Source organism: Streptomyces sp. DT224 (assembly GCF_049844595.1).
In the GTDB taxonomy this organism is placed as follows: Bacteria; Actinomycetota; Actinomycetes; order Streptomycetales; family Streptomycetaceae; genus Streptomyces.
Genome location: NZ_JBNCLI010000007.1, coordinates 58,115 through 79,779, shown reverse-complemented (window position 1 = coordinate 79,779; position 21,665 = coordinate 58,115). Strand labels below are relative to the sequence as shown.

At 72.1% G+C, this 21,665-nt stretch carries 20 protein-coding genes; 8 read left to right on the top strand and 12 right to left on the bottom strand.

The window, feature by feature from the left end; translation table 11 throughout:
• Positions 1-7: 7 nt before the first annotated feature.
• From ACLQ2N_RS18630 to ACLQ2N_RS18620, 3 genes are all read left to right on the top strand, one after another.
• Positions 8-496, top strand: coding sequence for a GNAT family N-acetyltransferase (locus ACLQ2N_RS18630; RefSeq protein WP_425814374.1), 489 nt, complete (start codon positions 8-10; stop codon positions 494-496).
• 115 nt (positions 497-611) lie between these two features.
• Positions 612-1,331, top strand: a complete 720-nt coding sequence (locus ACLQ2N_RS18625) for a DsbA family oxidoreductase (RefSeq protein ID WP_425814372.1) — start codon at positions 612-614, stop codon at positions 1,329-1,331.
• A 135-nt stretch (positions 1,332-1,466) separates the two neighbouring features.
• A complete protein-coding gene (locus ACLQ2N_RS18620; protein WP_425814370.1) occupies positions 1,467-2,528 on the top strand; it encodes an aminotransferase class V-fold PLP-dependent enzyme in 1,062 nt (353 codons plus the stop codon).
• A 26-nt stretch (positions 2,529-2,554) separates the two neighbouring features.
• Here ACLQ2N_RS18620 and ACLQ2N_RS18615 read toward each other — a convergent pair whose 3' ends face one another.
• From ACLQ2N_RS18615 to ACLQ2N_RS18600, 4 genes are read right to left on the bottom strand one after another with little or no spacing between them, the layout of a single operon-like run.
• A complete protein-coding gene (locus tag ACLQ2N_RS18615) occupies positions 2,555-3,589 on the bottom strand; it encodes a LacI family DNA-binding transcriptional regulator (RefSeq protein WP_425814368.1) in 1,035 nt (344 codons plus the stop codon).
• A 41-nt stretch (positions 3,590-3,630) separates the two neighbouring features.
• Complete coding sequence (locus ACLQ2N_RS18610) at positions 3,631-4,497, bottom strand: carbohydrate ABC transporter permease (RefSeq protein ID WP_425814366.1); 867 nt, start codon at positions 4,495-4,497, stop codon at positions 3,631-3,633.
• Positions 4,494-5,420 (bottom strand): carbohydrate ABC transporter permease, encoded by a 927-nt coding sequence (locus ACLQ2N_RS18605; RefSeq protein ID WP_425814364.1) that lies wholly within the window; start codon positions 5,418-5,420, stop codon positions 4,494-4,496. Before ACLQ2N_RS18605 ends, ACLQ2N_RS18610 begins: the two co-directional genes overlap by 4 nt.
• Positions 5,417-6,736 (bottom strand): ABC transporter substrate-binding protein, encoded by a 1,320-nt coding sequence (locus ACLQ2N_RS18600; RefSeq protein ID WP_425814362.1) that lies wholly within the window; start codon positions 6,734-6,736, stop codon positions 5,417-5,419. The genes ACLQ2N_RS18605 and ACLQ2N_RS18600 overlap by 4 nt, the downstream gene beginning before the upstream one ends.
• 181 nt (positions 6,737-6,917) lie before the next feature.
• Between ACLQ2N_RS18600 and ACLQ2N_RS18595 the strand changes: the two genes are divergently transcribed.
• Both ACLQ2N_RS18595 and ACLQ2N_RS18590 read left to right on the top strand, forming a co-directional pair.
• Positions 6,918-8,963, top strand: a complete 2,046-nt coding sequence (locus tag ACLQ2N_RS18595) for a beta-galactosidase (RefSeq protein WP_425814360.1) — start codon at positions 6,918-6,920, stop codon at positions 8,961-8,963.
• Between the two features lie 59 nt (positions 8,964-9,022).
• Entirely contained in the window at positions 9,023-10,582 is a 1,560-nt protein-coding gene (locus ACLQ2N_RS18590) for a glycoside hydrolase family 53 protein (protein ID WP_425814358.1), read from the top strand.
• Positions 10,583-10,592: 10 nt separating this feature from the next.
• On the opposite strand, the gene ACLQ2N_RS18585 is transcribed toward ACLQ2N_RS18590, so the two are convergent.
• From ACLQ2N_RS18585 to ACLQ2N_RS18560, 6 genes are all read right to left on the bottom strand, one after another.
• Positions 10,593-11,618, bottom strand: a complete 1,026-nt coding sequence (locus ACLQ2N_RS18585; RefSeq protein ID WP_425814356.1) for a VOC family protein — start codon at positions 11,616-11,618, stop codon at positions 10,593-10,595.
• Positions 11,619-11,715: 97 nt separating this feature from the next.
• Positions 11,716-12,609, bottom strand: a complete 894-nt coding sequence (thpD, locus tag ACLQ2N_RS18580) for an ectoine hydroxylase (protein WP_425814354.1) — start codon at positions 12,607-12,609, stop codon at positions 11,716-11,718.
• 4 nt (positions 12,610-12,613) lie between these two features.
• On the bottom strand, positions 12,614-13,012 hold the full coding sequence (locus ACLQ2N_RS18575) for an ectoine synthase (RefSeq protein ID WP_425814352.1): 399 nt from the start codon (positions 13,010-13,012) through the stop codon (positions 12,614-12,616).
• Positions 13,013-13,063: 51 nt separating this feature from the next.
• A complete protein-coding gene (gene ectB / locus ACLQ2N_RS18570) occupies positions 13,064-14,326 on the bottom strand; it encodes a diaminobutyrate--2-oxoglutarate transaminase (protein WP_425814350.1) in 1,263 nt (420 codons plus the stop codon).
• Positions 14,327-14,411: 85 nt separating this feature from the next.
• Positions 14,412-14,942, bottom strand: a complete 531-nt coding sequence (gene ectA, locus ACLQ2N_RS18565; RefSeq protein ID WP_425814348.1) for a diaminobutyrate acetyltransferase — start codon at positions 14,940-14,942, stop codon at positions 14,412-14,414.
• Positions 14,943-15,261: 319 nt separating this feature from the next.
• Entirely contained in the window at positions 15,262-16,368 is a 1,107-nt protein-coding gene (locus ACLQ2N_RS18560; RefSeq protein WP_425814346.1) for a pyridoxal-phosphate-dependent aminotransferase family protein, read from the bottom strand.
• Positions 16,369-16,501: 133 nt separating this feature from the next.
• On the opposite strand from ACLQ2N_RS18560, the gene ACLQ2N_RS18555 reads away from it, so the two are divergent.
• Together ACLQ2N_RS18555 and ACLQ2N_RS18550 are read left to right on the top strand one after the other, a co-directional pair.
• Positions 16,502-17,602 (top strand): amidohydrolase family protein, encoded by a 1,101-nt coding sequence (locus ACLQ2N_RS18555; protein ID WP_425814344.1) that lies wholly within the window; start codon positions 16,502-16,504, stop codon positions 17,600-17,602.
• A 324-nt stretch (positions 17,603-17,926) separates the two neighbouring features.
• Positions 17,927-19,006 carry an SCO1860 family LAETG-anchored protein gene (locus ACLQ2N_RS18550; protein ID WP_425814342.1) on the top strand — a complete coding sequence of 360 codons (1,080 nt, stop codon included), beginning with the start codon at positions 17,927-17,929 and terminating at the stop codon, positions 19,004-19,006.
• 285 nt (positions 19,007-19,291) lie between these two features.
• Here ACLQ2N_RS18550 and cobC read toward each other — a convergent pair whose 3' ends face one another.
• Positions 19,292-20,386, bottom strand: coding sequence for an Rv2231c family pyridoxal phosphate-dependent protein CobC (gene cobC / locus ACLQ2N_RS18545; protein ID WP_425814340.1), 1,095 nt, complete (start codon positions 20,384-20,386; stop codon positions 19,292-19,294).
• Positions 20,387-20,494: 108 nt separating this feature from the next.
• Complete coding sequence (locus ACLQ2N_RS18540) at positions 20,495-20,923, bottom strand: cobalamin biosynthesis protein (protein ID WP_425814338.1); 429 nt, start codon at positions 20,921-20,923, stop codon at positions 20,495-20,497.
• A 6-nt stretch (positions 20,924-20,929) separates the two neighbouring features.
• On the opposite strand from ACLQ2N_RS18540, the gene ACLQ2N_RS18535 reads away from it, so the two are divergent.
• The gene (locus ACLQ2N_RS18535; RefSeq protein WP_073968386.1) at positions 20,930-21,652 is read left to right on the top strand and encodes a ZIP family metal transporter; all 723 of its coding nucleotides are present in this window, start codon (positions 20,930-20,932) and stop codon (positions 21,650-21,652) included.
• Positions 21,653-21,665: the final 13 nt, after the last annotated feature.

Genomic DNA, 21,665 nt, shown 5'->3' with positions numbered 1-21,665 from the left:
CCCCACCGTGATCCGTACAGCGAAGCGGGACGATCTCGACGCGATCGTCACCCTGCACACCGAGGCCAGGGCCACCTACTACAGCGGCCACCTCGCCGAGGAGGAGTACGCGGGCCCGGCCGAGGTGGGCCGGAGCCGGGACGGCTGGGCCCGTGCCGTGGACCGGGAGGACGCCACGGTGCTCGTCGCCGAGGAGGACGGCGCCCTCGTCGGCGTCGCCGCCCACGCCGTGCGCGACGGGTGGACGTACCTCACCCAGCTCCACGTGTCCCCGGCCCACTGGCGCGAGGGGGTCGGCAGCGCCCTGCACCTCGCGTGCGTCGCCGACTGGCAGCGGCGCGGTGTGACGCGGGCCCGTTTGGAGGTCTTCGAGCCCAACAGGCGCGCCCAGGCGTTCTACTCCGCGTGCGGCTGGGTCCCCGACCCGGAAACCCCCCGGCACGGCGACCACCTGGTGCTGCGCCTCGCGGTCACGGAAGCGCCCGGGAGAGGCTGAGCACATGGGGTCCGGGCCCGGGAATGGCACGGGCCCGCCACGCGTTGGGGCGGGGAGCGGAGGGTGCCTCCGCGCCGCACAGCGGTCGTCGACGAGTCCGGAGAGAAGAAGAGTCATGCGCGTCGAGATCTGGAGCGACATCGCCTGCCCGTGGTGCTACATCGGCAAGGCGCGCTTCGAGAAGGGCCTGGCGGGCTTCGCCCACCGCGACGACGTCGAGGTGGTGCACCGCTCCTTCGAGCTCGACCCCGGCCGCGCCAAGGGCGACACCGAGCTGGTCACCGACATGCTGGCGCGGAAGTACGGGCGCACCCCCGACGAGGCCCGGTCGATGGAGGCCAACGTCGCGGCCAACGCGCGGGCCGAAGGGCTCGGCTACCTCGCCGAGGGCCGCGACCACGGCAGCACCTTCGACATCCACCGCCTGCTGCACCTGGCCAAGGCCCGAGGCCGCCAGGACGAGCTGCTGGCCCTCGCCTACCGGGCCAACTTCGCCGAGGAGCGGTCCGTCTTCGACGACGCCGTCCTGCTGGACCTGGCCGTCGAGGCGGGACTCGACGCCGACGAGGCGCGCGCGGTGCTCGCCGACCCGAACGCGTACGCCGACGAGGTGCGCGCCGACGAGAAGGAGGCGGCCGAGCTGGGCGCCGACGCGGTGCCGTTCTTCGTCTTCGACCGGCGCTACGGCATCTCTGGCGGCCAGCCCGCCGAGGTCTTCGCCCAGGCGCTGGAGCAGGCGTGGAAGGACCGCCCGGTGACCGCCGCCGACGACGCGGCGGCCTGCGACGCCGACGGGGCCTGCGAGGTCCCCGGAGCGGCAGCCCGGCACGCCTGACCCGCCGCGCGGGCCGTTCTCGGCGGCCCGCGTTCCCGGCCCGAGCCCCCGGCACCTGACGCATAAGCATCGCTTGGGGTTCTCCGTGAATTTTTGTCGATTGACCCCAGGTGGGCGAGGGCTCACGCTGAAGGCATGACGATCTCTCCGCTCAGTCGTGCCGCAGCCGCCGAGTTCGCGCCCGAGACCACCTACCTCAACACCTCCACCTGCGGGCTGCTGCCCCGCCGCACCGTCGACGCGGTGAAGGCCCTGGCCGAGGAGGGCGCCACCGGCCGCCGCGCCGGCTCGGGCGACTTCGAGGCGGTGGACCGGGCCCGGGAGGGCTTCGCGCGGCTCGTCGGCCTCGCGCCCGGCCGGGTCGCCGTCGGCAGCTCGGTCGTCGCCCACGTCGGGCTGATCGCGGCCTCTCTGCCGCCCGGGTCCGAAGTACTGGCCCCGGAGGGCGAGTTCAGCTCGGTCGTCAGTCCCTTCGCGGTCCGCGGCGACCTCGACATGCGGTACGTGCCGCTGGACGGGCTGGCCGGAGCCGTACGCCCCTCCACCGCGCTCGTGGCCTTCTCCTCGGTGCAGTCGGCGGACGGCCGGCGCGCCGACCTGGACGCGGTCCGGGCCGCCGCGGCCGCCCACGGCGCCCGCACGCTCCTGGACGCCACCCAGTCCGCCGGCTGGCTGCCGCTGGACGCCGGTGCCTACGACTACACGGTCACCGGCGGCTTCAAGTACCTGCTCTGCCCGCGGGGTACGTCCTTCCTCACCGTCACCGAGGAGGCGCAGGAGGACCTGAGGCCGGTCGACGCGGGCATGGCCGCGGCCGAGGACCCCTGGGGGAGCGTGTACGGACCGGTCACCAAGCTGGCCTCCGACGCCCGCCGCTACGACGAGCCGCCCGTCTACCTCGCGTACCACGGCGCCGAGCACTCCCTGGCCCTGCTCCACGAGATCGGCGTCGACGCGCTGCACGACCACGCCGTCGCGCTGGCCGGCCGCTTCCGCTCCGGCCTCGCGGCCCTCGGGCACACCGCCGTGGCGGCGGACACCGTCGTCGTCGCGGTGCCCGGGCTCGGCGACCGGGCACCGGAGCTCCAGCGGGCCGGGGTGCTGGTCGCCGGCCGGGCCGGCAATCTGCGCGCGTCCTTCCACCTCTACAACACCGAGGCCGACGTGGACCGCGCGCTCGACGTGCTCGCCCGCTGACGGCGGAGCCCGCCCCGCGTCCCGGATCACGCCGATTCGCGGCGGACCAGCTCGGTCGGCAGTATCACCGCGGCCGGGTCCTCCCCGCCGATCTGCGCCAGCAGCACCCGTACCATCTCGGCGCTGATCCGGTCCCATGGCTGGCGGATCGTCGTCAGCGCCGGCCGGGACGCGAGCGCGGCGGGGGAGTCGTCGAAACCGCCCACCGCGACGTCGTGCGGCACGCTGCGTCCGGCTCTCTCCAGGGCCGCGAGCACGCCCTGCGCCATCAGGTCCGAGGCGACGAACACCGCGTCCAGGTCCGGCGCCCGCTCCAGCAGCAGCGCCGCCGCCGCCTCGCCGCCCGCCCGGCTGTAGTCGCCCGGCACGATCAGCGCGTCGTCGGCGGGCAGCCCGCACTCGGCCAGCGTCTCGCGGTAGCCGGCGAGCCGCTCGACACCGCCCGGGGTGTCCAGGGGCCCGCTGACCGTACCGATCCGGCGGCGCCCCGACTCGTACAGGAAACGCACCATGTCCCGGGCGCCGTCCCGGTCGTCGGCTGCCACATAGCTGACCTTCGAGCCCTGCCCCAGCGGCTTGCCGCACGCGACGAGGGGCACCCCGGCCCGGTGCAGCTGGGCGGCGACCGGGTCGCCGGAGTGGCTGGAGACCAGCAGGACCCCGTCCACGTGGCCGGCGATGTACCGCATGTTCCGGCGGCGCTCGGCCTCCGTGCTCGCGATCATCAGCAGCAGCGGAACGTCGTGCGCGGCGAGCGCGCTGGTGCAGCCCCGCAGCAGCACGTTGAAGTTCGGGTCCTCGAAGAACCGCTCCTGGGGTTCGGTGAGCAGGAAGGCCACCGAGTCCGAGCGGCCCGTGATCAGCGACCTGGCGTGCCGGTTCACCGTGTAACCGGTCTTGCGAATCGCCGAGTTGACCGCGTCGAGCGCGGCCGGACTGACGTTGTGGCCGCCGTTGAGCACCCGGGAGACCGTGCCCCGGGAGACCCCCGCCTCCCGCGCCACGTCATGGATGGTCGGCGGCCGGCGGCGTCCCGTACCGGTCTGTTCTGTGCGGCTCATGGTGCGTGATCTTTCATCAAGTGGCGTCCTGGCGGGGCCCGTCAGGACTTTACGGCCCCGGAGAGCAGGTCGAGGCTCCAGAAACGCTGGATGACCAGGAACAGGGCGATCAGCGGGACGATCGCCAGCAGTGCCCCCGTGATCACCAGCGTATAGAGGGCGGGAGTGGTGGACCCCTGCTGGAGCAGGGTGAAGAGACCCAGGGTGACCGGGAACTTCTCGTCGTCACCGAGCATGATGTACGGCAGCAGGAAGTTGTTCCAGATCGCGACGAACTGGAAGAGGAAGACGGTCACCAGGCCCGGCAGCATCATCGGCAGGGCGATGGTGCGGAAGATCCGCCACTCGCCGCCCCCATCCATCCGCCCGGCCTCGATCACATCACCCGGCACGGCCGCCGCCGCGTAGATCCGGGCGAGGTACACCCCGTACGGGGAGAGGATCACGGGCAGCATCACCGAGAGGTAGGAGTCGGTGAGGTCGGCCTTCGCCATCAGCAGGTACTGCGGCACGGCGAGGATCACCGGCGGCATCAGCACCCCGGCGAGCAGGATGTTGAAGATGCTCTCGCGGCCCCGGAAGCGGTACACCGCCAGGGCGTACCCGGAGACAGCGGAGACCGCCGTGGACAGGAGCGCGCCCACGCCGGCGTACAGGGCCGAGTTGGCCATCCACCTCCAGTACACCCCGTCCCGGTACGCCGACAGGTCCGCCACGTTGTCCGCGAAGCCGGACCCGGGCAGGAAGGTGAAGGTGGAGAACAGTTCGCTGCCGGACTTCGTCGAGGCGACGAGGATCCAGGCGACGGGCAGCAGGCAGTAGACGGCGCCCAGCAGCAGGGCCGCGGTGGGCACGAGGGCGAACCGGCGGCGGGTCGCGGGCAGCCGCCCCGGGTACGTCGTGGTCACTGGGACCCCTCCTGCCTCGTACGGGAGTTGGCCGCCCGGAGGAATCCGAAGGACAGGGCCAGGGTGACGGCGGCGATGATGACCGCCTGGGCGGCCGCCGCGTAGATGTCGTTGTTGACGAACGCATCCTGGTAGACCTTCATCAGCGGACTCCAGGTGGTGGAGAGGGAGTTGGTGAGCGGCTTCAGCGTGGTCGGCTCGTTGAACACCTGGAGCGTCGCGATGATCGAGAAGAAGAAGGTCAGCACCAGCGAGGGCGCCACCATCGGGATCTTGATCCGGAGCGCGATCTGCCACTGCGAGCAGCCGTCGAGGCGGGCCGCCTCGAAGATCTCGCCGGGGATGGCCCGCAGCGAGGTGTAGATCACGATCATGTTGAACCCGGTGCCGCCCCAGACCGCGATGTTGGCGAGCGCGGCGTAGAGCGGCCCGCCGTCCAGGAGGTCCGGTGCGGGCAGCCCCGCCCTGTCCAGGAGGAAGTAGAAGGGGCTGACGTCCGGCAGGTAGAGGAAGCCCCACATCAGGGCGGCGACCACGCCCGGGATGGCGTACGGGAGGAAGATCGCCAGCCGGGTGAAGCCGCGCAGCCGGAGCCGTTCGGTGTCCAGGAGCAGGGCGAAGAGCAGGGCCAGCCCGAGCATCACGGGCACGACGATCGCGCCGTAGCCGAGGATGCGCAGCGCGCCGTGCAGCAGCTCGGAGTCGGAGAGCGCTGCGCGGTAGTTGGCGAGGCCGGCCCAGACCTCCTTGCGCGCGCCCCTGCCGAGGCCCAGTCCGCTGACCTCGGTGCGGCGCAGGGAGAGGTGGACGGCGTAACCGATGGGCAGGGCGAAGAAGAGCAGGAACAGCACGGTGGCGGGGATCAGGAAGGCGTACGGGGCGCTCTTGACCCCGTACGGCTTCCGGCGGCGTGCGCGTGTCACTCGGAGACTCCGAAGCCCTGCTTCTTCAGGTCGGCGACGGTGGCGTCCTGCATCGCGGTCAGGGCCGGGGCGAAGCCGGACCTGTTCTTGGCGGCCCGGGCGAAGTTGTCCTTGAAGGCGGAGTACGCGACGTTCACGTTCGGGCCCCAGGCGGCCGGGGCCGTGCCCTTGGCGATCTTGGCGGCCTCGGTGTAGAAGTCCGGCTGGTTGGGGAAGTAGGCCGGCGGCTTGGCGAGCGCGCCCCCGGTCTGGGCGGCGGTGGCGGCGGGGTAGATGCCGCTCTCCTTCACCAGGGCGGCGAGCGCGGTGGGGTCGGTGTTCAGCCACTTCGCGAAGGCGGCCGCGGCCTCCTTGTGCCCGGAGTCGTTGGTGACCGCGGTGGAGGAGCCGCCCCAGCTGCCGGTGACGTTCTCGCCGGCCGTCCACTGGGGGAGCGGTGCCATCGCCCACTTGCCCGCGGTGTCGGGGGCCGCGGTGGTCAGGGTGCCGGGCGCCCAGACCGCGCTGACCCAGGCGATCTGCTTGCCGGTGTTGAGCGCCTTGTTCCAGGCGGGGGTGTACATCGGCTGGTTGTCGATGGCGCCCTCCTCGACCAGCCCGCCCCAGAAGCTCGCGACCTTTTGGGTGGCCGGGTCGTCGATGGCGACCTTCCACTCGTCGTCGGTGGTGGTCCACCACTTCGCGCCCGCCTGCTGGGCGAGGCCCGCGAAGAGGCCGGAGTCGTTGGAGGAGAAGGTGGTGAGGTCCTTGTCCGGCGCCTTCTTCTTCAGCGCGCGGGCGGTCTCGGCGAACTGGTCCCAGGTGGTGGGCACCGACAGCCCGTACTTCTCGAACAGGTCCTTGCGGTAGTAGAACATCAGCGGCCCGGAGTCCTGCGGCAGCGCGTACAGGGCGGCCGAGCCCACGGTCGCCTGCTGCCAGACACCCTCGGCGAACTGGTCCTCGACGTCGCCCGCCTCCTTGGATATGTCGGCGAGCACGTCGTTGGAGACCAGCGTGGGCAGCGCCTGGTACTCCGCCTGCACCAGGTCGGGGGCCTTGTGCGCCTTCGCCGCGGTGATGATCTTGGTGACCAGGTCGTCACCGGACGCCTGCTTCTTCACCGTGACCTTGATGCCGGCCTTCTTGCCCTCGCCCTTGTTCCAGATGTCCGCGACCTTGTCCAGGCCGGGGGCCCAGGCCCAGTAGGTGAGCGAGACGGGGCCGGATGCGGCCGGGCCTTCGCCGCCGTCGTCGTCCGACGAGCCGCAGCCCGTGAGCAGTGCGGTGGCGGCGAGCGAGGCGGCCGCACAGGCCGCGACGATGCGGTACTTCATGGAGGTCTCCCCTGACGAGAACCGAGGGTGCAGCGTCTGATGTGCGCTGTGATCGTTCACAGTAGAGAAACGAAACCGACACTTGTCAATGGTTGTTGCTGTGCGGTTATGTTGGGCAAGCGCCGCCGAGAGGGCGTGTGCACGTTCCCAGTATTTGTTGCGAAGAGCCCAGGAGACGCCCATGCCGCACACCCCTCGCGCGACTTTCCCGAAGGGTCTGCACCAGCTGGCCTTCGGCGGCGACTACAACCCCGAGCAGTGGCCGGAGGAGGTCTGGCACGAGGACGTGCGCCTCATGCGGGAGGCCGGTGTCACCATGGTCAGCGTCGGGATCTTCTCCTGGGCCCTGCTGGAACCCGGGCCCGGCCGCTACGACTTCGGCTGGCTCGACCGGCTGCTGGACCTGCTGCACGAGAACGGCATCCGCGCGGACCTCGGCACCCCCACCGTCGCCCCGCCCGCCTGGTTCTATCGCGCGCACCCGGACGCGCTGCCCGTCAGCCGGGACGGGGTCCGCTACGCCTTCGGCTCACGCGGCGCGATCTGCCACAGCAACCCGGACTACCGGGCCGCCGCCGCCGGCATCACCGAACAGCTCGCCCGCCGGTACGGCAACCACCCGGCTCTCGCCCTGTGGCACGTCCACAACGAGTACGGCGTCCCGGTCAGCGCCTGCTACTGCGACGGCTGCGCCGCCCACTTCCGCCGTTGGCTCACCGCCCGTCACGGCTCCGTCGAGGCCGTCAACGAAGCCTGGGGGACGGCCTTCTGGGGCCAGCGCTACCGCGACTTCGAGGAGATCGACCCGCCCCGCGCCACCCCGACCGTCGGCAACCCCGCCCAGCAGCTCGACTACGCGCGCTTCGCCGACGCCACCATGCGGGAGAACTTCCGCGCCGAGCGCGACCTGCTGCACCGCCACGCCCCCGGCATCCCCGTCACCACCAACTTCATGACCGCGCTCAGCCAGTGCGAGTCGGTGGACTACTGGGCCTGGGGGCGCGAGGTCGACCTCGTCACCAACGACCACTACCTGATCACCGACGGCCGCCGCACCCACGTCAACCTCGCCATGGCCGCCGACCTCACCCGCTCGGTGGCGGGCGGCGCCCCCTGGCTGCTCCTCGAACACTCCGCCGGCGGCGTCAACTGGCAGCCCCGCAACCCCGCCAAGCGGCCCGGCGAGATGGCCCGCAACAGCCTCTCCCACGTCGCCCGCGGTTCCGAGGGCGCGATGTTCTTCCAGTGGCGGCAGTCCCGGCGCGGCGCGGAGAAGTTCCACTCGGCGATGCTCCCGCACGCCGGCACCGACTCCCGGATCTGGCGCGAGGTCTCCCGGCTGGGCGCGGACCTCGGCCTCCTCGACGAGATCCGCGCCACCCGGACCGTCGCCGACGCGGCCATGGTCTGGGACTGGCAGTCCTGGTGGGCGCAGTCCCTGGAGTGGCGCCCCAGCCAGGACCACGACGCCCGCGAGCGCGCCGACACGTTCTACGCCTCGCTCTACGACCGCCACCTCACCGTCGACTTCGCCCACCCCGACGCCGACCTGTCCGGCCACCCCCTGGTCGTCGTCCCGGCCCTCTACCTCGCCACCGAGGAGACGGGCCGCAACCTGCGCCGGTACGTGGAGGGCGGCGGCACCCTCGTCGTCTCGTACTTCTCCGGCATCGTCGACACGAACGACGCCGTGCACCCCGGCCCGTACCCGGGCCCGCTCCGCGACGTGCTGGGGCTGACCGTCGAGGAGTTCTCGCCGCTCGCCGAGGGGGAGACGGTCCGCCTGATCACCCCCGAGGGCGCCCCGGAGGGCCCGGAGCTCACCGGTGACCTCTGGTCGGACGTGGTGATCCCGCGCGGCGCCGAGACCGTGTGGTCCTACGCGAACGGCATCCCGGCGGGCCGCCCCGCCGTCACCCGCCACCGCCTCGGCGAGGGCACCGCCTGGTACGTCTCCACCCGGCTGAGCGGCGCGGACCTGGACGCCGTCCTCGACCGGGCCTGCGAGGACGCCGGCATCGCGCCCCGCACCTATCTCCCGTACGACGTCGAGGCCGTCACCCGGACCGGCGAGAGCGGCACGTACCTCTTCCTCATCAACCACACCGGGGACGAGGCGAAGGTGCCGCTCGACGCCCCCGGCACCGAACTCCTCACCGCGGAGCCCGTCTCGGGCGAACTCGCCGTTCCGGCGGGTGCCGTCCGCGTCGTCCGGCTCGGCGGCTGAGGACGCACGACCGCTCCACCTCAAGGCAACTCCCGCGCACGGTCGAAGGGACATCGACGATGTACGCAACGAAGCACGGCAGGAAGAGGGCAGCGGTACTGGCCGCCTCGCTCTCCGGCCTCCTGCTGGCCGCGCTCCCCGCCCAGCCGGCCCACGCCGCCACCACCCTCGCCGACCCCGGGTTCGAATCGGGCTCCACCGGCTGGTCGACCTACTCGGCGGGCGGGCAGAACGCCGCCTCGTTCACCGAGGCCGGCGGCCACGGCGGCAGCACCCGGCTCAGCCACTGGTCCGCCTCCGCCTACAAGGTGGAGACGTACCAGTACCTCACCGGGCTCACCGACGGCACCTACACCCTGAGTGCCTGGGTGCGGTCCGGCGGCGGCCAGAACTCGGCCTACATCGCCCTGCGCAACTGCGGCAGCACCGAACAGCGCACCGATCTGCCCCCCACCGCGAACGGCGCCTGGATCCGCCTCGTCACCTCCGTGAAGGTGGTCGGCGGCGCCTGCACCATCAGCCTGAACTCCGACGCCCACGCGGGGGAGTGGGCCAACTTCGACGACATCTCCTTCGCCCCCGGCGCGACCGGCCTGACCGTGAAGGGCGGCGATCTCTCCACCCTCCCGAAGAACGAGGCGCACGGTGCCGTCTACCGGAGCGCGAACGGCACCGCCGGGAACGCGATGAGCCTCCTCAGGTCCGCGGGGATGAACTACGTCCGCCTCAAGGTGTGGGTGAATCCGGCCGACGGCTTCAACGACAAGGCGCACGTCCTGGCCATGGCCAAGCGCGCCAAGACCCTCGGCATGAAGGTGCTCGTCGACTTCCACTACTCCGACAGCTGGGCGGACCCCGGCAAGCAGAACAAGCCCGCCGCCTGGTCCGGACACGGCTACGCGCAGCTGCGGACGGACGTCTACAACCACACGTACGACGTGCTGAAGGCGCTGAAGGCGCAGGGCACCACCGCGGACATGGTGCAGATCGGCAACGAGATCAACGCCGGGATGCTCTGGCCCGAGGGGTCCACCGACCACTGGTCCCAGCTCGCCGGACTGCTGACCTCCGGAGCGAACGCGGCCAAGGCCGTCTCCTCCGGTACGAAGGTGGCCCTGCACCTGGCCAAGGGCGGCGACAACGCGGGCACCCGCTGGTGGTTCGACAACGCGGTGGCGTACGGCGTGCCCTTCGACGTCATCGCGCTCTCGTACTACGGCTACTGGCACGGGCCGCTCTCCGGCCTCCAGACCAACCTGGACGACGCCGCCTCCCGCTACGGCAAGCCGGTGCTGGTCGCCGAGACCGCCTACGCCCACACCCTCGCCGACGCCGACGGCCTGGAGAACAACATCGCCACCGCGGACCAGCTGGTCAGCGGCTACCCGGCCACGCCGGCCGGCCAGGCGGCCAACCTCCGCGACGTGCTGAACGTCGTCGAGGCCGTACCCGGTGGCCGGGGCCTGGGCGCGGTGTACTGGGAGCCGGCCTGGACCGCCGTCAGCGGCAGCGGCTGGGACCCCGCCGACCCGTCGTCCGGCAACGCCTGGGAGAACCAGGCCCTGTTCGGGTACGACCAGAAGCTGCTGCCCGCGGCGAACTGGTTCTCCCACAGGTAGCCGGCGGGGATCACGCCTGCCCGGCCGCCTCCAGCGGGGCGCTGCGCCACTTCCACGACGTCACGCGCTCGCGGCCGGGCAGCTCGGCGCGACCGGTGGACCAGAGCAGCACGGCCCACCGGTCCTCGTCGTCCGGCGCCCCGGGGAAGAGCCGGGCCAGCGCCCGGTCGCACAGCCCGGCGGGCGGCTCCCAGGAGACGCCCAGGGCCGAGGCGATGTCATGGGCGTGCACCAGGGTCTCCACGATCCCCATCGCCGCGAAGCCCTCCGGGTCGGAGACCCCGTAGCTGTGGAACGAGCGGGTGGCCGGGGAGGCCGTACGGACCATCGCGGCCAGCAGCGCGCCGCTCGCCTCCACGGTCTGGAGCAGCCCGGCCACGCCCGCGTCCGGGTCCGCGAAGACCGAGTTCCACGGGCCGCCCTCGCGCCGGGGGGTGCAGTGGTAGGGCAGGTAGGTCTCCACCGACGGCGTACGCGGGCCGAGCTGGACGGCGTACGCGAACAGGTCGTCGCTCAGGTGCTCCGCGGTCTCCCAGCAGTCCCACGTCAGCGTCCCGGCCGGGACCCGCCAGTCGGCGTCCGCGGCGGCGGCGAGGGCGTCGACCGTCAGCCGTACCGCCTCGGTCACGTCGTCCGCGGTGACCGGGAGCCGGGCACCGCTGAGTGCCGCGCGCTCGGCCGCGCCGCACTCCACGCAGAACTCGTTGCCCTCCGGGTCCGCCAGCGTCGCCCAGCCCCGTCCGTTCGGCTTGCGGTGGTCGGCGGCCAGGGTCGCGCCGAGGGCCAGCAGCCGCTCGACCTCCTCGTCCCGGGTGCGGTCCTCGGGCCGGATGTCCAGGTGGACGCGGTTCTTGGTCCGCTTGCGGTCCGGCACCGTGACGAACAGGAGGGCGGCGCCCGGCGCTTCGACCAGGGCCTCGGGGTCGCCGGGGCGGTCCTCGCCGGAGAGCGGGGCGCCGAGCACGGCCGCCCAGAAGGTGCCCAGGGCGTAGGCGTCGGCGCAGTCGATGGTGATGTGCTGTACGTGGGAAGTCATGCGGTCACTGTTGCCGCTGTTCCCGGCCCGGTCCAGCGGATATGCCGGTGGGGTGGGACGGTCCGCCGTCCCACCCCCACCAAGGGCCTGCCGGAAGCTACTTCACCGGCGTGAAGTCGCGCGCCCCGATGAATTCCGGGCGGCGGATCGGCGCCGCGAACGGCTCCTGCGCGGTGTTCTCCACGCTGTTGAACACGATGAACACGTTGCTGCGCGGGTACGGCGTGATGTTGTCGCCCGAGCCGTGCATCGCGTTGCAGTCGAACCAGGTCGCCGAACCGGCCTTGCCCGTGAAGAGCTTGATGCCGTGCCGGTCGGCCATCTTCGTCAGCGCCTCGTCGGACGGGGTGCCCGCGTCCTGCATCTGGAGCGACTTCTTGTAGTTGTCCTTCGGCGTCTCACCCGCGCAGCCGAGGAACGACTTGTGCGAGCCGGGCATGATCATCAGCCCGCCGTTGGTGTCGTGGTTCTCGGTCAGCGCGATCGACACGGACACCGTCCGCATGTTCGGCAGACCGTCCTCCGCGTGCCAGGTCTCGAAGTCCGAGTGCCAGTAGAACCCCGAGGCACCGAAGCCGGGCTTGACGTTGATCCGCGACTGGTGGACGTAGACGTCCGAACCGAGGATCTGACGGGCCCGGCCCACCACGCGCTCGTCGCTGACCAGCCGGGCGAAGACCTCGCTGATCCGGTGGACCTCGAAGACCGAGCGCACGGACTGCGACTTCGGTTCGATGATGGAGCGCTCGTCGGCGCGGACGGCCGGGTCGGCGATCAGCCGCTCCAGCTCGGCGTAGTAGCCGGCCACCTCGTCCGGGGCGATCAGCTGGTCGACGGTGAGGAAGCCGTCGTGCTCGTAGCCCTGGAGCTCCTTGGCGGTGATGGGGCCCGGGGCGCCCGGCGCGGACCAGATGACCGGGTCCTGGCGGGGAGTGGTCATCTCGGCGGCGCCGCGCGAGGGGTACAGGTCGGTGCGTACGTCGGTGGTCATGGGTTCAGCCCTCCTCGGTCAGCAGTGGGTAGACACCGTTCTCGTCGTGCTCCTCCCGTCCGGTGACCGGCGGGTTGAAGACGCAGACGCAGCGGAAGTCGGACTTGGGCCGCATCGTGTGTCGCTCGTGGCCGTCGAGCAGGTACATGGTGCCCGGCGTGATCCAGTGCTTCTCACCGGTCTCGTCGTTGGTGAGCTCGGCCTCGCCCTCGACGCAGAGGACCGCCTCGATGTGGTTCGCATACCACATCGACGTCTCGGTACCCGCGTACATGATGGTCTCGTGGAGCGAGAAGCCGACCTTCTCCTGGGCGAGCACGATGCGCTTGCTCTCCCAGGTCCCGGAGGCGGCCTTGATGTGCCGGTCGGTGTTCTCGACGTCGGCGAACGATCGGACGATCACGGTGGTTCGATGCCTTTCTCTCTACGAAGGTGAGGTGTGCGGTCCGGGCCGTCAGGCGGTCTCCCGGACGGCACGGGCCAGCGTGCGCAGGCCCTCGTCCAGCTCCTCGGGCGTGATGGTGAGCGGCGGCAGCAGCTTCACGACCTCGCTCTGCGGGCCGGAGGTCTCCAGGAGCAGTCCCAGCTGGAACGCGCGGGCGCAGACCGCGGAGGCGCGCGCCGGGTCCTCGAACTCCAGGCCCCAGACCAGACCGCGGCCCCGGAACCGGGCGCTCTCGTGCTCGCCGCAGATGGCCAGCATCGTCTGCTCGACCTGCTCGCCGCGGGCCAGCGTCTGCTTCTCCATCTGGCCGTCGGCCCAGTAGGCGTCCAGCGCGGCGGCGGCGGTGACGAACGCGGGGTTGTTGCCGCGGAACGTGCCGTTGTGCTCGCCCGGCTCCCAGACGTCCAGCTCCGGCTTGAACAGGCAGAGCGACATGGGCAGTCCGTAGCCGCTGATGGACTTCGACAGCGTCACGATGTCCGGCGTGATGCCGGCCTCCTCGAAGGAGAAGAAGCCGCCGGTACGGCCGCAGCCCATCTGGATGTCGTCGACGATCAGCAGCATGTCCTGGCGGTGGCACAGCTCCTGGAGCGCGCGCAGCCACTCGGCACGGGCCACGTTGATGCCGCCCTCGCCCTGGACGGTCTCCACGATCACGGCGGCCGGGTGGTTGAGCCCGGAGCCCTGGTCCTCCAGGAGCCGCTCGAACCAGAGGAAGTCGGGGACCTGGCCGTCGAAGTAGTTGTCGAACGGCATCGGCGTGCCGTGCACCAGCGGGATACCGGCACCGGCCCGCTTGAACGCGTTGCCGGTCACGGCCAGCGAGCCGAGCGACATGCCGTGGAAGGCGTTGGTGAAGGAGACGACGGACTCGCGCCCCTTGACCTTGCGGGCCAGCTTCAGGGCCGACTCGACGGCGTTGGTGCCCGTCGGGCCGGGGAACATCACCTTGTACGGCAGGTCGCGGGGGCGCAGCACGACGTTCTGGAAGGTCTCCAGGAAGGCGCGTTTGGCGGTGGTGGCCATGTCGAGGCCGTGCGTGATGCCGTCGCGTTCGATGTAGTCGATCAGCGCGCGCTTGAGCACCGGGTTGTTGTGGCCGTAGTTGAGCGAGCCCGCACCGGCGAAGAAGTCCAGGTACGAGTGGCCGTCCTCGTCGGTCAGCCGGGCGCCCTGGGCGCGGTCGAACACGGCGGGCCAGCCGCGGCAGTAGCTCCGGACCTCGGACTCGAGGGTCTCGAAGACACTGAGGGCAGGCGGGGTGATGGTCACAGCGGGTCTCCTGCGTGAGGGGGTGTGACGGGCGGCGTTGAAGGAAGCTGCGGCGGGCCGGCGGCCCGGCGGGGGAAGTGCGCGCTCAGGCGTGGAACGGGCCGATGCGGTACAGCACTTCCGGCAGATGGGTGCCTTCGGGGAACAGTCCGCCGTCGAAGAGCACCTCGCGCTCCAGGGCCACGTCGTGGCGCCGCGCGTAGGAGGTGAACAGGCGGTCCGATGCGGTGTTGTCGGGGGTGACGGTCGTCTCGACCCAGGCCAGGCCCTGTTCGGCGGCGACCCGCGCGGTCAGGGAGTTCAGCAGCTTCGCCGCCAGGCCCGTACCGCGGTGGCCATGGTCGACGGCCACCTGCCAGACGACGAGCGTCTCGGGACGGTCCGGCCTGATGTACCCCGTCACGAAGGCGACCGGGGAGCCGGTCTCGTCACGGGCGACCACGGAGGTCGCCGCGAAGTCACGACACCACAGCAGGTAGCTGTACGAGGAGTTGAGGTCCAGGACCTCGGAGTCGCGGGCGATGCGCCAGATCGCGGCTCCGTCCTCCACTCGTGGCGTGTCGATCGTAAGGAATTCGCTTCGGGCACGTGCAAAATCTGCTGGTGCGGCGGTCATGGCATTTGAATTTACCCAGCAAATTTCTAAATTGCATCGACGCAAGGGGTTGGGTGAGGCATTCGCCTGTGTTATCAGGCGGGTGCGCGCACCGGCGCGAGCTGCCTTGGTTTTCTGGCGTTCTGTCCGGTATTTTTCGGGCAAATCTCCGACTGTGTGGAGTCGGTCACAAGCCCATAACTCTCTCCACACACAACCGGAATGAGGTCCGGAAGCAAGGTGAGAACTGGGGTGTTTAGCCCCGGAAGAAGCGGGCATAAGAATGCGGGGAGCTGCTCTGATTCAGGCAGCTCCCCGCATTCTTTGACGGGTGCGATTTTTACGCGCTGGGCCAGGTTTCCGAAACGGCCTTCCGGGCAGCCTCCAGATCGACCTGCCGGCCGGTTCCGGCCAGCGCCGACCCCAGAGCCGCGAGCGAGGCGAGCACCGCGCCCCGCGTCGCATCCACCCCGTAGTGATTGACCCGGATCATCTCCTTGGCCAGCGCGCCCCCGCCCGCGATCAGCGGCAGCGAGGGCTCACCCGCGAGCGCCCGCGCGACCAGCTCGGAGGCGTCCACGCCCTCGGGCGTGCGCAGCGTGGTCGCCACCGGCGCCGCGTCCCGTGCCTCGTGCACGTAGGGGGTCAGGCCGCCGCCCAGCGCCAGCGCACCGGCGCGGGTGGCCGCGGCGGCCGCCGCGTGACGGGCCGTCAGCGCGTCCAGGCCCTCCGCCTCGATCCGCTCCACGCACGCTTCCAGGGCCAGCATCTCCAGCTGGGCCGGGGCGTGCAGCAGCGCCTTGCGGCCCCCGTCGATCCAGCGCTCCTTCCAGTCGAGGAGCGACAGGTAGGACCGGCGCGGCGCCTGCGGGTTGGCGGCGATCCGCTCCCAGGCCCGCGCGCTCACCGACACCGCCGAGACCCCGGCCGGGCCGCCCATCGCCTTCTGCGCCCCGATCACGCACAGGTCCACGCCCCAGGCGTCCGGCAGCAGCGGCTCGGCGCCCACCGAGGCGACCGCGTCCAGCATGAACAGCGCGCCGTGCGCCCGCACCACCTCGCCGATCTCCGCGACCGGGTTGGTGTTCCCGGTCGCCGCCTCGGCGTGCACCAGGGAGACGAAGTCGATCTCCGGGCGCGCGGCCAGCGCCTTCGCGACCTGGTCCGCGGTGACGGCCGTGTGGAACGGCACCTCCAGGTCCACGACCTCGGCCCCGCAGTCGCGCAGCCAGTTCCCGAAGGTCTGCCCGTAGGGGCCGGTCACGACGTTGAGCGCCGTCGAGCCGGGCCGGGCGCCGCCCCGGATGCAGCCCTCCAGGGGCAGCAGCGCCTCGCCCTGCATGATGACGACGTCCTGCTCGGTGGCCAGCAGACCGGCCACCCGCCGCTCGATCGCCGCGAAGTGCGCGGCGGTCAGCGGAGCGAGGTCGAGGAAGGGGTGCGTCACGGCGGTGCTCTCTTCGGTTTCGGTCGGCGGGCTCCGGCCTGCTGACCGGGCGCCTCCGAGAGTACCCAGCACCGCTCGGGCGGGCCGGGACAGGGCATGCCGGACGTGGTGGGCCCCTCGTACAGTGCTGTGCATGAGTGATCACGAGGCATCGCGGGTGCTGCATGTGAAGGGGCGGGTGCTCGTCGGACCCGAGGAGGTCAGGGACGAGCTCTGGGCGGCCGGCGGCCGGATCACCTACGAGCGGCCGCCCGGCGCGGACGACGCCGTCACCGTCACCGGCTGGGCCCTGCCCGGCCTGGTCGACGCCCACTGCCACGTCGGACTCGACCACCACGGCGCCGTCGACGCGGCGACCAGCGAGAAGCAGGCCCTGGCCGACCGGGAGGCCGGGGCGCTGCTCCTGCGCGACGCGGGTTCGCCCGCCGACACCCGGTGGATCGACGACCGCGAGGACCTGCCGAAGATCATCCGGGCCGGCCGGCACATCGCCCGGCCCCGCCGCTACACCCGTAACTACGCCTGGGAGGTCGAGCCCGGTGAGCTCGTCGCCTACGTGGCCCAGGAGGCGCGCCGGGGCGACGGCTGGGTCAAGCTCGTCGGCGACTGGATCGACCGGGAGGTGGGCGACCTGACGGCGCTCTGGCCGCGCGAGGCGGTCGAGGCGGCCATCGCGGAGGCGCACCGGCTGGGCGCCCGCGTCACCGCGCACTGCTTCGCGGAGGACTCGCTGCGCGACCTGGTGGAGGCCGGGATCGACTGCGTCGAGCACGCCACGGGCCTCACCGAGGACACGATCCCGCTCTTCGCCGAGCGCGGTGTGGCGATCGTCCCCACGCTGGTCAACATCGCCACCTTCCCCTCGCTCGCGCAGAGCGGCGAGGCGAAGTTCCCGCGCTGGTCCGCCCATATGCGGCGGCTCCACGAACGCCGCTACGACACCGTGCGCGCCGCCTACGACGCCGGGGTGCCGGTCTTCGTCGGCACCGACGCGGGCGGGGTCCTGGCGCACGGCCTGGTGGCCGACGAGGTCGCGGAGCTGGTCAAGGCGGGCATCCCGGCCCTGGAGGCGCTGTCCGCGACGACCTGGGGGGCGCGGGCCTGGCTCGGCAGGCCCGGCCTGGAGGAGGGGGCACCGGCCGACCTCGTGGTGTACGACGAGGACCCGCGGGCGGACGTGCGGGTGCTGGCCGGGCCGCGCCGGGTCGTCCTGAACGGGCGCGTGATCGGCTGACGCACCGCGTTGACCAGCAGTGACCGGAGGGCGGCTCGCTCGTTGAACCTCTTCCGCGCATGCGGGGAGGTGACGTTACGGGTCGCCCTCGCGCGGTCCGTAACGCCCCGGTGCTCAGTGAAACGGGTGAACCCGAGGAACGCACGTGCCGGAATATTCGAATACAGACGCGGAAACCCCCCTTTGGAGTGAACTGGCCTCAGGTGTCCGCCAGTTCACCCTCTGTGCGTAAAGATTCACGGAGTCGAGGCCACCGGCGCCCGCGATGTCCCCCATTGGACGGCGCGCCGGTGGCTCCATGTCTCCTGTGGGGGTTCCACCATCTTGAACAGCAACACCTTCCGCCTCGCCGCCCTGGCGGTCGCCGCAGCTCCCGTCGCCCTTCTGGTCACGGCCCCGGCCCATGCCGCCCCCGCGACGACCACCACGGCCGACGGCGGCGGGAAGGCGAGCGCGGTCGTGCTCCGCACCGCACTCGACGTCTCCCTCCTCAACAAGACGGTCGACGTGCCGTTGAAGGTCACGCTCAACGAGGTGCGGGCACCGCGCACCGCCGAGGAGACCGCGCTCAGCGTGCGGCTCGACGGGGTGGACCGCGGAAGGCCGTTCAGCGTCCTCAAGGCGGACGTGGCCACCGCGAAGGCCACTGCCGACAAGCACCGGGCGGCCGGCTACAGCAACCTCGCCAAGGCGCGGGTCAGCCTGCCGGGCCTGTCGGTGTTCCCGCTGATCGAGGTCGAGAAGGTCACCTCGAAGGCGGTCTGCGAGGTGGGCAGCAGGCCCGTCGCCGAGTCCAACGTGCTCGGGCACGTGTCGGTGCTCGGCAAGCGCGTCACGCTCACGGCCGGGGGCACCACGCGGGTGGCGGTGCCGCAGGTCGGCGAGGTGACGCTGGACCTGTCCAGGACGGAGACCACCTCGCGCACGGCCGCGGCGGTGGCCCTCCAGCTGAAGGTGTCGGTCAACCCGGGCAAGCTGAACGTCGCGGACGTCGAGGGCGAGGTCACGCTCGCGGAGGCCACCTGCGAAACCCCGAAGGGCCACGGCGGCCACACGGGCGGCGGTGACAACGGCGGCGGCCACAACGGCGGGAACGAGAACGGCGGGAGCGGAAACGGCGGCGGTGACAACGGGGGCAACGGCAACGGGGGCGCGACCGGGGGCGGTTCGACGGACGGCGGTTCCGGGAACGGCGGTTCCACGGGCGGTGGCGACAAGGCCGGCTCCACCGGCGGCGACGTGAAGACCCAGACCGGTACGGGCCAGGCCCCGGCCGCCACCGACGCGGACCTGGCCGAGACGGGGAGCAGCTCCAACACCCCGTACATCGCGGGCGGCGCGGCACTGCTGCTGGCGGCCGGTGCGGGCGCCATGGTCCTGACCCGCCGCCGCGCCCGAGGCTGACGGCCAGGGAGGGACCCGGGGGGAGGGGATGGTGAGCGGCGCTCCGTGGGGGCGCCGCTCGCCTGTTGGAGCGCCGATCCGGACCGGGATCACCGCTCACCCATGGGAGCGGTGCTCGGGAAACAGCGCGCCGCTCTCACACTGGAGCACTACCCACTACTGGGAGCGCCGCTCGCCCATTGGCGCGGGGCTCAGGGTGCAGCGCGCCGCTCACCACCTGGAGCACCGCCCACCACCCAGAGCACCGCCCACCCCCGGGAGCACCGCTCACCCCCGCCCGCCGTCCTACCGCCCCGCCACCGTCAGCGCCTGGAGTGCCAGGTCCAGCGCCTGCAGGAAGCGGTTGGTCGTCGTCCGGTCGCGTACCGCCAGCCGGAGCCAGCCGTCCCCGAGCCCCGGAAACGTATCTCCTCGCCGCGCCGCGAACCCCAGCATCCGCAGCCGCTCCCTTATCTCGGCGGCCCCGTCGAGACGGATGAGCACGAACGGCCCCTCGGCCGGCTCCACCACCCGGACCTCCGAGAACTCCCGCAGCCCGGCCACCAGATGGGCCCGGTCCACCACGACCCGGTCCGCCGCACCGGCGGCCTCCGCCAGCGCCCGGGGCTCCACGCACGCCTCCGCCGCCGCCAGCGCGGGCGACGACACCGGCCACAGCGGCTGCGCCGCCTCCAGGGCGCGGATCGTCTCCGGGGCGGCCGCCACGTAACCGATGCGGAGCCCGGCGAGCCCCCAGGTCTTGGTGAGACTGCGCAGGACGACGAGCCCGGGGACGTCCGTACGCCCGCACAGGGCCTCGCGTTCGCCCGGCACCGCGTCCATGAACGCCTCGTCCACCACCAGGGTCCGCCCGGGACGCGCCAGGCGTTCGAGGACGGCGGCGGGATGGAGGACGGACGTCGGGTTGGTCGGGTTGCCGACGACCACCAGGTCGGCGTCGTCGGGCACGTCCGCCGGGTCGAGCCGGAAGTCGTCCTCGGCCCGCAGCAGCACCCGCCCCACCTCGTGCCCGGCCGCGCGCAGCGCGGCCTCCGGCTCGGTGAACTGAGGGTGCACCACGTACGGCCGCCGGGCGGGCAGCGCGCGGGCGATCAGGACGAACGCCTCCGCCGCACCCGCCGTCAAGAGCACGCGGTCGGGAGGAAGTCCGTGCCGCGCGGCAACGGCCTCGCGGGCCTCGCGGCCGTCCGGGTACGCGGCGAGCGTGCCCAGGGAGCCGGCTATGCGCTCCTTCAGCCAGGCCGGCGGGGTGCCGGCCCGTACGTTGACGGCGAGATCGGTCAGATCCCGGCCCCGTCCGCGTACTTCGGCGTCGCCGTGGTGACGCAGATCGTGGGTGCCCGTGCCTGTCGCGTCGGGACTCTCAGTGGGAGTGTGCATGACCGCCGTGGTGGGGGTGTGATGTGGGGGTGTGCGCCGTGACCTGGGTGGACTCCGGCAGGACGACTATGCGCCCCGCACCCTGTTTCACGCAACGGTCGCGACGCTTCACGGAATCCCCCCGGCGGGCCGGCGCGCGACCGCACAGGTGGCCATCGGCGGGCGCCCGTCGCGCGGCCGTGACGTCCTTTTGGGAACGAGGAGTTGGCCGCCCTCGGCGAGAGCGGCGGCCTCGGCCACCGAGGGGGTGCCCAGAGCGGCGAGCGCCGCGCCGGAGGGGTGCGGGACGGGGACCCGGGCGAGCACCTCCGCCGGGTAGGCGCGCAGCGGGACGCCGAGCCGGACGGCGGCGGCCAGCAGCCCCGGCTCACGGGCCTTCGCCGTTACGGTGACCAACTCGGCGATCTCCGTGAGCCCCGCCTCCCGCAGCACCTCCAGAACGAGCCCGGCCACCTCGTCGGCACTGACGCCCCGGGAGGCGCCGACCCCGACGACGAGCGCGCCGAGATGCGCGGAGCGGGGTCCATCGGCTAGCAAGAGGCCATGGCGGTGTTCGTCGCGCTCGGCGCGTTCCTGATGACCCTGGCGGGCGGCTGGGTCGCCCAGCGCGTCAGCGACCGCCGCCACCTGGTCCTCGGCCTGGCCGGCGGGCTGATGCTCGGCGTGGTCGGCCTGGACCTGCTGCCCGAGGCGGTCGAGGCGGCGGGCGGCCTGGTCTTCGGCGTCCCGGCGGCGCTGCTGCTGTTCGTCGGCGGCTTCCTCGTCGCCCACCTGGTCGAGCGGCTGCTCGCGGTGCGCCAGGCGGCACATGGGGCGGCCGAGGAGCGCGTCCCGCAGGTCGGGCTGACGGCGGCGGCCGCGATGGTCGGCCACAGCCTGATGGACGGAGTGGCGCTCGGCGCGGCCTTCCAGGTCGGCGGCGGGATGGGGGCGGCCGTCGCGCTCGCCGTGATCACGCACGACTTCGCGGACGGCTTCAACACGTACACGATCACCAGCCTCTACGGGAACGCCCGCCGCAGGGCCCTCACGATGCTCTTCGCGGACGCGGCGGCGCCCGTCGTCGGGGCGGCGACGACGCTGCTGTTCACCCTGCCGGAGGAACTGCTCGGCTGCTATCTCGGCTTCTTCGGCGGCGCGCTCCTCTACCTCGCCGCCGCCGAGATCCTGCCCGAGGCCCACCACGACCACCCGGCCCGCTCCACGCTGCTGTGCACGGTGGCCGGGGTGTGCTTCATCTGGCTGGTGGTGGGCCTCGCGCAGTGATCCCGCCCCCGTG

Coding starts and splice junctions, on each gene's coding strand:
- ACLQ2N_RS18625 (WP_425814372.1), top strand. CDS start 612: ATGCGCGTCGAGATCTGGAGCGACATCGCCTGCCCGTGGTGCTACATC.
- ACLQ2N_RS18620 (WP_425814370.1), top strand. CDS start 1,467: ATGACGATCTCTCCGCTCAGTCGTGCCGCAGCCGCCGAGTTCGCGCCC.
- ACLQ2N_RS18615 (WP_425814368.1), bottom strand. CDS start 3,589: ATGAGCCGCACAGAACAGACCGGTACGGGACGCCGCCGGCCGCCGACC.
- ACLQ2N_RS18600 (WP_425814362.1), bottom strand. CDS start 6,736: ATGAAGTACCGCATCGTCGCGGCCTGTGCGGCCGCCTCGCTCGCCGCC.
- ACLQ2N_RS18595 (WP_425814360.1), top strand. CDS start 6,918: ATGCCGCACACCCCTCGCGCGACTTTCCCGAAGGGTCTGCACCAGCTG.
- ACLQ2N_RS18590 (WP_425814358.1), top strand. CDS start 9,023: ATGTACGCAACGAAGCACGGCAGGAAGAGGGCAGCGGTACTGGCCGCC.
- ACLQ2N_RS18585 (WP_425814356.1), bottom strand. CDS start 11,618: ATGACTTCCCACGTACAGCACATCACCATCGACTGCGCCGACGCCTAC.
- thpD (WP_425814354.1), bottom strand. CDS start 12,609: ATGACCACCGACGTACGCACCGACCTGTACCCCTCGCGCGGCGCCGCC.
- ectA (WP_425814348.1), bottom strand. CDS start 14,942: ATGACCGCCGCACCAGCAGATTTTGCACGTGCCCGAAGCGAATTCCTT.
- ACLQ2N_RS18555 (WP_425814344.1), top strand. CDS start 16,502: ATGAGTGATCACGAGGCATCGCGGGTGCTGCATGTGAAGGGGCGGGTG.
- cobC (WP_425814340.1), bottom strand. CDS start 20,386: ATGCACACTCCCACTGAGAGTCCCGACGCGACAGGCACGGGCACCCAC.
- ACLQ2N_RS18535 (WP_073968386.1), top strand. CDS start 20,930: ATGGCGGTGTTCGTCGCGCTCGGCGCGTTCCTGATGACCCTGGCGGGC.